General features: G+C 51.9%; 9 protein-coding genes. 4 read left to right on the forward strand and 5 right to left on the reverse strand.

The features are described from left to right. Window positions 1-153 precede the first annotated feature (153 nt). A complete protein-coding gene (locus tag ADB08_RS05425) occupies window positions 154-1,365 on the forward strand; it encodes an IS110 family transposase (RefSeq protein WP_011273191.1) in 1,212 nt (403 codons plus the stop codon). 262 nt (window positions 1,366-1,627) lie between these two features. On the opposite strand, the gene ADB08_RS11780 is transcribed toward ADB08_RS05425, so the two are convergent. Next, the gene (locus ADB08_RS11780) at window positions 1,628-1,906 is read right to left on the reverse strand and encodes a UTRA domain-containing protein (RefSeq protein ID WP_255351586.1); all 279 of its coding nucleotides are present in this window, start codon (window positions 1,904-1,906) and stop codon (window positions 1,628-1,630) included. 46 nt (window positions 1,907-1,952) lie between these two features. Here ADB08_RS11780 and ADB08_RS05435 point away from each other — a divergent pair, with 46 nt between their 5' ends. Genes ADB08_RS05435 through ADB08_RS05445 form a run of 3 tightly spaced genes read left to right on the forward strand, consistent with a single transcriptional unit; the run spans window position 1,953 to window position 4,012 of the window. Then, entirely contained in the window at window positions 1,953-2,138 is a 186-nt protein-coding gene (locus ADB08_RS05435) for a hypothetical protein (protein WP_049171615.1), read from the forward strand. 45 nt (window positions 2,139-2,183) lie between these two features. Next, the gene (locus tag ADB08_RS05440; protein ID WP_049171618.1) at window positions 2,184-2,852 is read left to right on the forward strand and encodes an HAD hydrolase-like protein; all 669 of its coding nucleotides are present in this window, start codon (window positions 2,184-2,186) and stop codon (window positions 2,850-2,852) included. Window positions 2,853-2,893: 41 nt separating this feature from the next. Then, entirely contained in the window at window positions 2,894-4,012 is a 1,119-nt protein-coding gene (locus ADB08_RS05445; RefSeq protein ID WP_080971490.1) for an alcohol dehydrogenase catalytic domain-containing protein, read from the forward strand. 849 nt (window positions 4,013-4,861) lie between these two features. Here ADB08_RS05445 and ADB08_RS05455 read toward each other — a convergent pair. From ADB08_RS05455 to ADB08_RS05470, 4 genes are all read right to left on the reverse strand, one after another. Then, on the reverse strand, window positions 4,862-6,652 hold the full coding sequence (locus ADB08_RS05455) for a UvrD-helicase domain-containing protein (RefSeq protein WP_049171622.1): 1,791 nt from the start codon (window positions 6,650-6,652) through the stop codon (window positions 4,862-4,864). A 2-nt stretch (window positions 6,653-6,654) separates the two neighbouring features. Further along, the gene (locus ADB08_RS05460) at window positions 6,655-8,478 is read right to left on the reverse strand and encodes an ATP-dependent nuclease (RefSeq protein ID WP_053087317.1); all 1,824 of its coding nucleotides are present in this window, start codon (window positions 8,476-8,478) and stop codon (window positions 6,655-6,657) included. A gap of 75 nt (window positions 8,479-8,553) precedes the next feature. After that, a complete protein-coding gene (locus ADB08_RS05465; RefSeq protein ID WP_049171624.1) occupies window positions 8,554-11,490 on the reverse strand; it encodes a DEAD/DEAH box helicase family protein in 2,937 nt (978 codons plus the stop codon). Between the two features lie 9 nt (window positions 11,491-11,499). Further along, the gene (locus ADB08_RS05470) at window positions 11,500-13,449 is read right to left on the reverse strand and encodes a site-specific DNA-methyltransferase (RefSeq protein WP_049171627.1); all 1,950 of its coding nucleotides are present in this window, start codon (window positions 13,447-13,449) and stop codon (window positions 11,500-11,502) included. Between the last annotated feature and the right edge of the window lie 13 nt (window positions 13,450-13,462).

Genomic DNA, 13,462 nt, shown 5'->3' on the forward strand with positions numbered 1-13,462 from the left:
GTTGCCGCCGGGTGCCAGGACTTTCGATGACAGCTGATAGGGACACGGCCAGTTTTAAACTAGGTCTCTTTGTAACGTGGGTGCTTGCAACGAAGGTCATGACACCAGCGACTGGAACAACGCCATACCCATCTCGTTTTCTAGGAGCTCATCATGTCTCCGGAGCATTCCATCGACATATTCCTTGGGTTAGACGTCGGCAAATCTGAACACCACGCCTGCGCCTTAGACCGTGATGGCAACAAGGTCTTCGACAAACCGTTGCCTCAACTCGAATCCGAACTAGCAGGCGTTTTTCACCAGCTTCAGAAGCTTGGCACCGTGCTCGTGATCGTCGACCAACCCAACACCATCGGCGCACTACCGATTGCTGTAGCCCGGGACTGCGGTTGCGAAGTCGGATACCTGCCAGGTCTTGCGATGCGCAAAGCTGCAGATCTCTATCCGGGACGTGCAAAAACAGACAAACGCGACGCATTCATCATCGCCGACACCGCCCGCACAATGCCCCACACGCTACGTGCCGTCGACCGCAATGATGAGGTACTCTCCGCCCTAAAGATGCTGTCCGGCTTCGATGATGACATCGCCCGCGATTGCACTCGCACTGTCAATCGGCTTCGCAGTGTCCTCACCCAGATCTACCCCAGCCTGGAACGAGTTTTTGCTGGTAGCACCCTGACTCGCACGCCGATCCTGGAATTATTGATCCATTACAAGGGACCGCAGGGGCTAAAAAGAGCCGGATACCAACGAGTGTTGAACTGGATGATCAAGCGCACACGTAAAGACCCCACCCCGCTGGTAGACGACATTTTTACAGCGCTGAAAGCTCAAACAGTCACCGTGCCTGGAAGCGATGCCGCCGAGTTAGTAATTCCTCAACTGGCTGCAAACATCCAGGCCCTCAAAGAGCAACGAAACACCATTGCTGAGCAGGTTGAAGAGATGCTCGCTGATTTCCCTCTTTGTGAGGTCTTGATGAGTATGCCCGGAGTCGGCATCAAGACCGCAGCGCAGATCCTTCTTGCGATCGGTGATGGCTCCGACTTCGCTAGTGCTGGCCACTTAGCTGCTTATGCTGGAATAGCACCCGTGACTAGACGATCCGGTTCGTCGATCAGAGGTGAATTCCCGGCACGGTCAGGCAATAAACGACTGAAAAACGCCTTGTTCTACTCCGCATTCGCAGTTATCCGCAGCCACGAACCGTCACGGCGGTATTACGAACGCAAACGCGCTGAAGGAAAACGCCACAACGCAGCAGTCATCTGCCTGGCACGACGCCGATGCAATGTCATCTACGCGATGCTGAAAAACAAGGAGTTCTTCCGCGAAATCCCGCCACGCCCCGTCGCCGCATAAAGCCCCAAAGACGAAGCCGACCAGCACACGCTGGCCGGCTCCTAGGCACGCCTAAGAAACTACTCCCAAGACTGTGCTCGTCAACATCGGTCTGGCACTTGACAAAAACATAGGGACACCCCCCCAAAAAAATCCCCACAATCCCCTACCGCACGCCCTCCCCAGCCTGCAGCGAGATTGGTGACGCATTGCCCCGTGCCGTCGTCACCGAGAAGTTCGCCTTACTCGCCAGGTAGCGGTCATCGGAGGCCTCAATCGGCACTCAGGCCAGCGTGAATGCACGGCGCCGGACTCGCAGCAAAGGCTCCCCCATCTGAATCTTCAGCAGTGCAGCATCCTCTTCATTGGCCGGAACCGCATCAATGGTGTGCGTCGAATACGCAATGTCCACACCACTATCCAGCAGGTGCCGGTAGATGGAACCCGAATCAGTATCAAAGGTCAGAATGTGCTTGCCGACGTCCAGAGGGTAATTCAGCCTCTCGACCATAGCTGGCTCCGCATCCACAAGCCGGAACCTGAGTACGGAGGTACCCGCCACCGTTCACCAGACGATCCCGTCGTTCATTGCCCACTGCCTCTACCTGTTGGACACCAACATCCGTTCGGCCACGCTGCTGGGTGTCGTCGGCACAGCTGGCATTGGCTTCCAGCTGCTCAATACCTCTCGAGTCAACCAGTTCGACGTCGTCACCTACATCCTCATTCTCATGGTCGCTGTCGTCCTCGTCGTCGAGGCGCTGTCCATGTGGCTGCGTGCCGCCGCCCGCTAATCCCCTCCTTAGTCCCCGCCCCCTTCTACTGAAAAGGAAAACTCCATGACTTACCAGCTCGCTATCTTCGACATGGCTGGCACCACCATCGACGACCGTGATGAGGTCTACCGCGTCCTCCGCGAAGCCACCGTACGCGAAGGTGCCCGCTACTCCGACGAGACTTTCCAACGTTACATGGGTACCGAAAAGTTCTGGGCGATCGGCAATCTGCTCCGTGAAGGCGGCATCGAACCGACGCCAGAGGTCCACAACCACGCCTGGGAGTTCTTCCGCGCCGAACTTGCTCGCACCTACAAGGACAACCCTCCAACCCCACTGCCAGGCGTCGAAGACATGCTGAAGGCACTGCACGAAAAGGGCATCAAAGTTGGCTTGACGACGGGCTTTGCGCGCGAAATCGTCGATATCATTGTCTCCTCCATGGGCTGGGACAACGGAATTATCGACACAGTTGTCGCCGGTGACGAAGTCGAGCACGGTCGCCCCAAGCCCGACCAGATCCTGGCCGTTATGGAGAAGCTCGGCATCACCGACAAGTCGGTTGTCATCAGCTCCGGTGACACCGAGGCCGATGTCCGCTCCGCGCAGGCTGCTGGCGTCACCAGCGTTGGCGTTCTTACCGGCCACCTGACCCGCGAACAGTTCAAGTCTCTCGGCGCTGACCACATTCTGGATTCCTCCGCGAACCTGCTGGACATTGTTGGAAAATAGGATCTGCACTCTAAATCTGACCACGTAAGCACACAACGCTAATGACAACTCCGACTCCCTCAGCATCTTCCACTTCGACGGCACCGGTGGAAAAGGCCCAGGCGCTTGTCTGGCACGGCGGTAGCGACTTTCGCATGCAAGAGGTTGCCATCCCTGCTTTGCAAGAAGGCGAAACCTTAGTTGAAATCACCACTGCGACGATTTGCGGCTCTGACCGTCACACCGTGCTCGGTCGCCGCAGCGCGCCTTGCCCCAGCGTCCTTGGCCATGAGGGAGTCGGAGTCGTCCGCGCCACCCGTAACCCAGATTTGCAGGTTGGCCAGCGCGTCGTGTTCTCTGTCACCGCGCCATGCATGGAGTGCGACCGCTGTGAACGCGGCATGACTGCTAAATGCCGGAACTTGAAAAAGACTGGTCACGAGGCTTTCGATAGCGACTGGTCTCTTTCGGGAACCTATGCTTCCCACATTGTGCTGCGCAACCATCAGCCGGTGGTAGTAGTCCCCGACTCGGTTCCCGATGTCGCCGCCTCCATCGCCACCTGCGCCGGTGCCACAGTGATGGCTTGTATGGAGCAGGCTGGCTCGGTGTCCGGAAAGCGCGTCCTGGTCATGGGCATTGGCATGCTCGGACTCATTGCAGTTGAGGCAGCTGTTCGCGGAGGCGCTGCTGAGGTTGTGGCCATTGACCGCGATGTGACGCGGCTGATGTGGGCACGAGAGTTGGGCGCGGTTGTGCCCGCCCCGTCAGCTGCTGGTGACGATGCCGAACCAGCACCTTTCGATGTCAGCCTCGAGTTCTCCGGCAGTGAGATTGGAGTCACTACCTGCATCGGCAGCCTCGACATCGGTGGCCGCGCCGTCCTCGCAGGCAGTGTGGCAACTTCCCCGAGCTATGCCCTCGATCCGGAGTGGCTCGTTCGTGGCTGGCGCACCATCACCGGTGTCCATAACTATGAACCGCGGCATCTGGAACAGGCTGTGGAGTTCCTTGCTGAATCCCAGATTGATTGGGACACCGTTGTGTCGGAGCCAATTGCGCTGGAGGATGTGCCTGCGGAGGTGGAGTCCACGATTGGGGCGTTTTTTGAGAGCCACGCTATGTCAAGATTAACTAGACAACTAGACTCACAGCGATATCAGAACGACACTCATCATTAATCTGCGCTCAACGTCAACACGATTTATTATCGAGTCTAACGCCGCACTGCGACTCAAGAATCCCTCAAAGTCCACAGTGCAAAGATACTAGGATGCCGCATCTTGCATACCGAATCCTATGTACAGCCCCTTAGAACACATATTCACCGTACTCGGGCTATGCCGTGACTATACGCCCCCTCACGAAGCCGCATCACCGGTAGACAACATCCCCGCGTTACTAGCAGTGCAAACCGATACTTTCTTCGAGCCCGACGCAGCCGATTTCTTCATCCCTGCCCCAGCTGGCAGCCAATGCTCAAACGCTGAAGCCCCAAAGCGGTACTATCGCCAGCCAAGTCGAACAACATAATGGATGATTCCCTGCCACCTAGACCTTCAATCAAGCACCCCAAGACCAGCACCACGGCCGCAAAACGAGAGTTCTGATTTCCATCGGCGACGGATCCTGCTTTCCTGATGTGACCATTTGGCATCCTAAAAAGAAATTGTTCCTGTAACACGATGATTAGGTTCATCGATACGCAGAAAGTAACTGGCTAGAAAGGGAAATAAACCGACTGAAAAGTACCATTCCACTAGAGCTTATGCTGCAATACGGCGGCATCACCCTCCCCGAACTTATTTCGAGCGAAAACGAATAGGAGGAATCATCCATATTATGACCCACTCATTTTCCTAGATAATTTGATTATCGATAAAACTTCATAAATCACGAAATAATAACCGCTCACATTCGGCGGAGGAAGTTTTACAGAATCGCAAACCTTACTTTACCTAAATATTCCCTATCGAGAACCATTATTAAAATAGTTGGGGCTTTGCCCCTTCAAAAAATAGAATGACGCGCTATCGATGTGATAAATTAATCCTCTCGAATCTTATCGAGTTCATCATTAAGAGTCTTTCAAGTTCACTCTGTAGTTGTTTATCAACTGCAAGAATTAACTCGTTACGCGCTCGAGATGCGCCAACATAGAACAAGCGTCGAGCCTCATCGTCCTCGTTTTCACTAAGCAAATTGAGCAACTTCTCTGCCTTAGATTCGTACCTACTGTGGGAACTCCTTTTATTCAGGACTAGGACAACACGGTCATACTCAGCACCTTTGCTAGCGTGAATTGTCTGAGCGTCAACGTTAAGTGAAGTACGGTCAGCACTTGATAGAACTTCGTCCCAGCTCTGGCCACTTGGCAGTAACCGCGCAGCTTTCTTAGGGCGAATCCCCCATTCGTTTAATATGCCAATAAGTTGATTCAAGACCGCTTTCCGTCGGCCACCATCTTGCAGGCACTTCTTCACCCCGAAGGCCACGTGGAGCGCTATCAAAGCTGTTGTTCCCCCATGTAGTAGAGCCTTCTCCTCGAAGAGGGCGCGACCAGAAATCTCAGTCCCGTCGATGAATTCACAATTTTCTATAATTCCAGTTTCAATAAGCCTAATACCCCTCATTCTTTGGGATGGAGAGCCAAAAGCATCTAGCAACAGAAGTATACCCACCAAGATTCTTTTTGTCTTGGAGATTACAGTTACGGGCTTCTTGCTTTTACTTCTACTCGCCTCGGCAACTAGTTCATGGGTTGCGGCTAAGATTGTCGATGTTGCCCTGCCGTTGTCAAAAGCGTCAATTTCATCGCATAAATCAGCCACCTTGGATAAATCGTCGTACCCAAATACCTTGATAAGGTTCCCTTCACCTGGCCTTTCAGGAGCGTCCACGACGGAGTCACCGTAGCGGAGGTAGCTTACCAAATCACAAATTTCGGGAGTACTACGAAAATTGGCTTTCATCGTTATCTCTTTAAACTGACGTTGCAGACAGAATTCACGGACTTTTTGGGCATCAGAGCCCCTGAATTTGTAAATGTCTTGATTGAGATCACCAATCAGCGTGAGCCTCACACCTCGGTCGTGCAGACTCTTGAGTAGTAACAAGTCGGTCGAATTGCAATCCTGAGCCTCATCCAAAATTATCTCACGGAATCGAGCTGCAATTATATCGATGAGACCGTAAGAATTCTTCTTAAGGATATAATTGGAAACCCGCCTTGCTGAAAAGGCATCGAAGTATCCCCGCCGATTCAGCTCTTTCCTTCGCTCGTCGGCCTTCTCTAGTACTTTCTTGCGGCAATATTCCCTCGATAGTCCTTCTCGATAAAAGCCACCCTTTTTCAACAATACGGAAGGGACCTTTTGATTGACCAAATCAACTTCCGCAAGTGAAGCTCGTTTTAGATAAGAGTTCCTAAACACACCCTTCGGGATTTCAAAATAACTCAACTCGCCAAATTCAGTCCACTCATCACGAAAATCTGGAACGAGACCTAATTTAGCTTTAACCATTGGAATTACAAGAAATCGACGAAGAAAACTATCAATAGTACCAATGAAGTTAGGTGACACTCCGTTGCCCCCATCGATATTAACCTTCTTATCAATCTCTTCCGATGCAACCCTTGTAAACGAAAGAGCAGCGACTCCGCGGTAATCTTCGCCAGGTTCAGAAGAATTTGTGAGCCGGATGAAACGCTGCGCCATAGTTCTCGTTTTCCCGGCACCAGGAACCGCAGTGGCAAATAGGGATTCCCCTGAGTGTTCAATCAGCGCTTTCTGATCAGGCGTTGGTCTAAAATCTTCCATGGTCAATCACGCGTCATAAAATTGATTAAATCATCTAGATGCTTGGGGCACGCGAAACGAAACTTATTCTCTTCATTGAAGTCATTCTCGCGCAAGAGTATCGCCAGGTCATGCGCAAACTGTCCCTTCAAAATATCCAGCGATTCGCGAGAAGATAAGCCTGGACGCATCATTTCGTACATTGTTTGTTGCGGATCCGCGCTATCTTTTACTTTCTGCCACTTATCGCTCGACTTAGGGTGCTGCCGTAAATATGCTTCTTCGAGAAGATCTAGATTTTCGCTATTGTCCCCCAAAAGTGACACTTCTAATGTATACGGAGTAACAATTATTTTCCGACGAGCATTTTCCTTCGCATCTTCTGCAGACTCTAACTCCAAGGATTCGCCCCTGGCCGCAGAACCTAGATCAGGATCTTGATCTGTCAATATTGCTACTTTCTCAACAAGCCTCTTCGTAGCCGAGGTAGAATGCGTAAGTAGCTTGATATACGGTTTAAAATCAACCGATCCGACAATGATAATGCTAGAAGCCTTGAATCTTTGGAGCTTCTCTACATCATTTCTAAGAACTCGCTCAGCGATTGCGGGCAACAGAACAGCTTCAGAAATCCCCTCTACAAGTAGTACTCGCCGAGCGAACAACAGTTCAGACCGTGTTACATCGAGATATTGATTTATCTTTCGAACGTTGTTTTCTCCTTCTTTTCCTTTACCAAAATCAATTGAGCATAGATCCAGCGCGTAGGTACCCGATTCCTCGTCCGATCTGGCCACAACTATATCTTTGACTCCAACGGCACTGGCAATCGACGGTGAGTGAGTAGTCGCGATTACTTGCAATCTACCGCCAATCTTGACATCGGCTGCTTCATCAAATTCACCTTCTGCAGCCTTACGCAAGAAGTTAAGAAGAACACTTTGTAATTGGGGATGAAGGTGCGCCTCCGGCTCTTCAATAAGGAGCACTGTCAACTCTGAATCCCGTACTACTGAAAGCTCAAGGAGCACTGTTGAGAGGAAGAGTAAGTTTGCATAGCCCAGGCCTGATGAACTCAGGTCTCGTGGGCTAACCCCTTCTTCGGCCATTTTCATCCGAAGACTACGCGCTAGCTTCTCTAGTCTTGGCGAATCGAAGCCTACCTCGACTTTTTGGCCCCGGATAGGATTAGTTAGGGCCGCAAGATGAGTTTGAATCGTAGAATTGACTTTCGTGACCGGGTCTTCCGATGCGATGCTGTCGAAAGCCGCTTTCGCTCGATTTTCAAACTCTGCTTTACCTTCCTCGTCAAGAAGGGCATTGAGAATCGTGCCGAGTCGTCGACCATTGCCTGAATCGAGTTGGAACTTAGCATCGCGAAGTGGCTCCACATAAACGCAATTAATTTTTGAACGTCCATCTAAATCCGAGTCAATGCCGCTTGGTACACCAGCAGTCCGGAGCCGTTTACCACGAGGCAAATCTTGCGTTGGCGGCCAGAATTTAGTCTGATAATGGATCGTTCCCCGCTCTATGTTTAGGCCGTTAATAAACAATGCCTTCTGAAAATCTGTCGCCCCTGCGAATTCTAGGCCAACCTCTATTGGGCCCGATGCCCCATCAGAGAGATCGTCAGCTTCAAAATACCGAGTGGCTCGTCCACCCAGCGGATCTAGTCCAAGACGTATCGCGTCAATTATGTTTGACTTTCCTGCATTATTTTCGCCGACTATCAGCGTGATTCCAGGCTGAAACTTGACCTCAGTATCTTTACATGATCTGAAATTACGTACGCTCAACCGAGATAACCAAATCGACTCAACCGTTTTCGGTCCCCTACCAGTCATGGAATTTCCTCTTATCACCCGAGTGGACTTCTTCGCTGATAACCGAATTCATATGCATCATCTGTCGCCCCCTCGTTAATCAAGGTTCCAATTCGCCGGAGACGCCTTCGCGTAGTCAACACCGATTGTCTTGAAATGCTCGTGAGCGGCATCAATCTTGGCTTGCTCGGTTGTACGCAGGAGATGCTCGATCATCGTGCTCTTTGTTTCGCGGATCATGTACAGCTTGTCTTTTCCGTCTACCTGTTTCACGATTGCCCAGTCGGGGTTGTATGGCCCGACCGGGGTATCAATCTTGAACTTCGGCGGTAGTTTCAGGAACAGTTTGATGTCCTCGCGGTCGTCGAGGAGCTCGGCGAACCGGCGCTCGGCTTCCGAGTCGTAGACGACGAAATCGTAGTCGGTTTTCTCGCGGTTTTTGACCTTGTACAAGTTGTCCAGGAAGTACTGCTTTTCTTCGATGCCGTCTTGCTGAAGTTCGGTGAGCGAGTACACGCTGCCGCCGATCTTTTCGTATTGCACACCCTCTGTGACAATGGCGGCGAGTTCGGCCTCAATGATGCCTTTGACCATCTTGATGTAGTCGTTTGGGTTGGCGATGAACTCGTCAAGCCGGTCACTCTGGATGAGGATATCGATGATCGTTTTTCGGGTCAGCGATGTTGCTTCTTGGAGCTCGGACACGATGTCCGGCAGCTTGTATCCGCCTCGCAGTTCGGCGGTGCGGCGGCTGGTCTCGGAGCCCTTGGTACCACCGCGAGCAACAGTCAGTCTGGCTTTCTTCACTTCGATTCGAAGGGGTTCGATCTCTTCAGCTTTCTTGATCTTCTGTACGGCGTTCTTGATTAGTACATCGCGATCAACTGAGACGCTATAGGTCGTACGTTGGCTGATCTTCTCCCAAAACTCTTCAAACTCGCGTGATTGGAAGTACAGCTGCTTGTTCAGCTTGCGCGTCGTTCGAGCACGCTTCGGTTTTACGTAATGCTCAATATTCGCACGTCGCAGTACTTCGATAATCGCCTGTTCCACCGGACTGTATTCTGCTGCCAAGCCAAGGGTGAAGTCATCGGCGTCCGGGGTGAAGGATTCGGTGACGAAGCCATCTTTGTTGAGGTAGCCACGTTCTCTCAGGTGGTCCCAGATTGCAACAGAAGCGGTGTACCCCAGGTTCTGCTGTTCTTCGGAACCAGGTTTCGGCAATTTGGCGAAGTCTCCTTTGCGAATGTACCCAATCGCTACGCCGGCCTTCGTGTATTCCTTTTGGAGGTGCGAGGCGAACTCTTGGTACGACTCATTAGCGACGACGGTGAGTTGGGCAATGGACCGGTCCACTACACGTTCGCCGTTCTGGTTCACGGGGAGTCGCAGGCCTCGACCGATTGTTTGGCGGCGCTCGGTCTCGGAACCCATTTCACGCAGAGTGCAAATCTGGAACACGTTCGGGTTGTCCCAGCCTTCACGCAGCGCGGAGTGGGAGAAGATGAACCGCACTGGTTCGTCTTCGCTCAGCAGGCGGGCCTTGTCCTTCATAATCAGGTCGTAGGAGTCATCATCCTTAGCTTCATCGCCTTTTGTATCTCCAAACACTCCTTTTTTTACCTGTGAGAAGTACGCGCGCCGCAGCTCAATCGGATCTTGTGGAAGCAGCTCTTTGTAATTCGGGAATCGTTCTCGTTCCTCAATGAAGAGCTCGTCGAACCATTGGGCAAACTTGCCGTCGGCGGTGGAGTTGTCGGAGCCGTCGCCCAGATAACTGGCCACTTTATCCACGAAGAAAAGGCTCAGCACCTTGATACCGAGATGTCGCATCAGCGACTCTTTGCGGAAATGTTCGCGGATGGTTTCACGAATCATCTCACGGTGCACGGTCTCGTCATTGCCACCGATTGATTCTCCGACTTGAAGAATTCCGTGGTTAGTCAGCTCGATAAACTCGGGTTCCCCAATGTTAACCTCGTTAATTCGCCAGTTGTTGCCGTAAGCAGGGTTACCAGTGACCTTCTCGAGGTCTTGGTTCTGCTTCACCGTCTTGACCCGGCGGTCAAATGATCCATCTTTCTTTCGACATAAAAGCTCCATTTTCGCTTGGAATGTCTTCTCGTCGATTGAAAGTAGCTTGATGTATGGCTTGGCGTCGCCGCCATGTTCCGTCGCTTCCGCCACAACAATCTGTTTGACCAGCCTCAGTTCATGCGCATCAACCGGGTCCAGGCGGTAGGTGACGTTTCGCGTCTCGCGGTGCGTCGCACTGTAGCGAAGGATGAACGCTGGGGCCATGCCGGCCAAAGCCGTCTTGGACAGCTCAGACTCCATGTTCTGTGGCTCGTCCATGATCAGAATTGGTCGTGTCGCACGCAGGAAGTCAATCGGCCGCAGTCCGTTGAGCTTGTCGCGGGTTTGGTTCATGATCAGGTTTTTCCTGCGGCCGCGCACAGAGCCAATCGTCATGATCATGATCTGAATGCTCGTCGATGTCGCAAAGGACTGCACTTCCTCAGCGTTCTTACCGCTGTAGACCATGTAGTCAAACGGCGACGCGGGGTACAACTGGCGGAAGTGGTCGTGCATCAGCTCAATGCTTGTCTTCACGCCTTCGCGGATCGCAACACTGGGCACGAGAATGACGAATTTGGTGAAGTTGTACTTTTCCGCCAGCTCAAAAATCGTGCGAAGGTACACATAGGTTTTACCAGTACCGGTCTCCATCTCGATGTCGAACTGGAGGCCGTCAATAAGCTCTTTCGCAGGTTCAATCCCTTGCTCGTTCTGTACCACCTTGAGATTCTCGAGTACAGTTTCTTCATCCAGCACAAAGTTGTTGCCGACGGCCCCAACCTCTTCACTCAGATCTATGTCGAGCGCCTGGTTGCTTGTCTCTGGAAGAACTCGTTCGGTGCGGAACGTTGTGAGAAGGTCGCCGGCGTCGTTCGGCTGACCTTCGAACAGGTCGGTGACTGATTCAATCGCCTGAACCTGGTACTCCTGCTTGGCATCAAACTTGAATTTCATGCTTGTTCCCTACGCCGTCCAGAGCTCGATGCCATTGGTCTTGCAGATTTGCGCCAAGTTGGTTTTCAGCTCGTCGTCGCCTTGGAACGCGTCCTCAAGCATTATGAGCTGGGCTGGCTTGACCTCCATAGCCACACGAAGCTGTGCCAGAGTCGGCTTGGTGTGTTCGTCAAGGTACGCGAGCACCAGGATGTCTTCTTCGCCGTCTTCGTCATCGACTCGGACCACCGCCTTATACGGCAGGCCGTCGATATCGCGGTCGCGAATCTGCTCGACCAACGAGTGTCCCTGCTTGAGCAGGATTTCGGTGAGAAGATCATCAGGGGTGGCGTTATCGTCGGCGCTCTCACGGAGATCCAACAGGTGCTGCTCGAGCTCAGTCGCATCGGTATCGGAGTCGGTACGCCACTTGGTGAAGTTGGTGTCCGCGAGCTTGTAGGACCGGAAACCGGTATCTAATAGATTTTCTCTGCAGTTCGTATCTCCGGCAAGCGATTTGGTAATTACTGATCCTGCCCGGTCTAGACGTTCACGGGATATCTCGGAAATAGTTTTGAATCCCATTTTGTCAGAGATTGACCCATTAGGAACCGGTTCAGGAAGCTGTACCGAAATGCAGCTGCGACTTCCAGAGTCATCTGAGTTTAAGGACATCGTTGCGTGAGCAGTTGAGCCCGAGCCAGCAAAGAAGTCGAGGACGATGCCATCAGGGGCATCAATCATAACCGACCGGATTAAATACTTAAGCAAGGTAGTGGGTTTCGGGTGATTGAAAACTTGTTTACCAAACAGTTTTTTAATTTCAGCATTTCCGGCAAGAACATCTCCAGCGATTTCTCGTGGTATCAAGGTATTAGGAGCCAACCTGGCGGTTTTAGTTTTTTTAGAGTATGGCACAAATCCGTCACTCTTAATGACGATTCTCGTTCCATCCTTGACTTGATCTTCAAGGTAGGCTTGTGACCAAATGACTCTTCCGGTAATCCGGAAGGCACTCTGTGCGATGCCGTTTTGTACAGATAGGGCATCTTCTAATACGTACCCCCCAGCTTTTTCTCCCGGCGCATAAAGGCCATCGGGTATGAGTAAATCCACCCATTCTGGCTCTAAAGAAAGCGTAGAGCGTTTCATGGAGTTTTTTGTTAGCGATGGCAGACCATCTGTTGCTTTCTCAGTTCCTACTAAAGCTTGAATATGGCCTTTATTGCGCGCGTAGCAAAGAACGTGTTGCGCATTTTCTCGTTCTATTCGAGAAGAATTATCTGGTCGGAAATTGCTTTCCCATATATAGCCTTCGATGAAATTGGATTCGCCAAAAATCTCGTCGAGGAGCTTTCGAAGTTGTGCGACTTCGTGATCATCAATTGAAATGAAGATGACGCCATCGTTCGTTAAAAGGTTCCGAGCAAGCTTTAACCTCGGATACATCATGTTGAGCCAGTTGGAGTGGTACCTGCCCTCGGACTCTGAGTTCGACGACAGTTTCTTACCGCCTTCGTTGAGCTGCTTGGACCACTCGAGGTAAGACTCGAGTCCCTCCTTGTAATTGTCGGGGTACACGAAGTCTTTGCCAGTGTTGTACGGCGGATCGATGTAAATCATCTTGATTTTGCCGTGGTAGTGCTTCTGCAGGATCTTCAGCACTTCGAGGTTATCGCCCTCGATGAACACGTTCTTTGTGGTGTCCCAGTCTTTGGAGTTTTCCTTATCCGGGCGAAGCGTTGCAGTCGTCGGCGTCTGCGCTGCGCGCATAGCGCGCTTCTTACCTGGCCAGAACAGGCCGAAACGTTCGCTGGTGTCTGAGGCGTCGCCCTCGAGAAGCTCCTTGAGTTTCTCCACGTCAATCTTGCCGTCGGCAATCGCTTCCGGAGCCAATTCGGCGAGCTGCGCCGCCAGCTCCGTTCGGAACTCTGGGGTGCTGCCAGGAACTTCGTTGATCATGTCTCGCTCTTCGCTCATTGTTTTCCCTTTA

The organism is Corynebacterium sp. 239_CJEI (genome assembly GCF_001055995.1).
GTDB lineage: Bacteria > Actinomycetota > Actinomycetes > Mycobacteriales > Mycobacteriaceae > Corynebacterium > Corynebacterium jeikeium_D.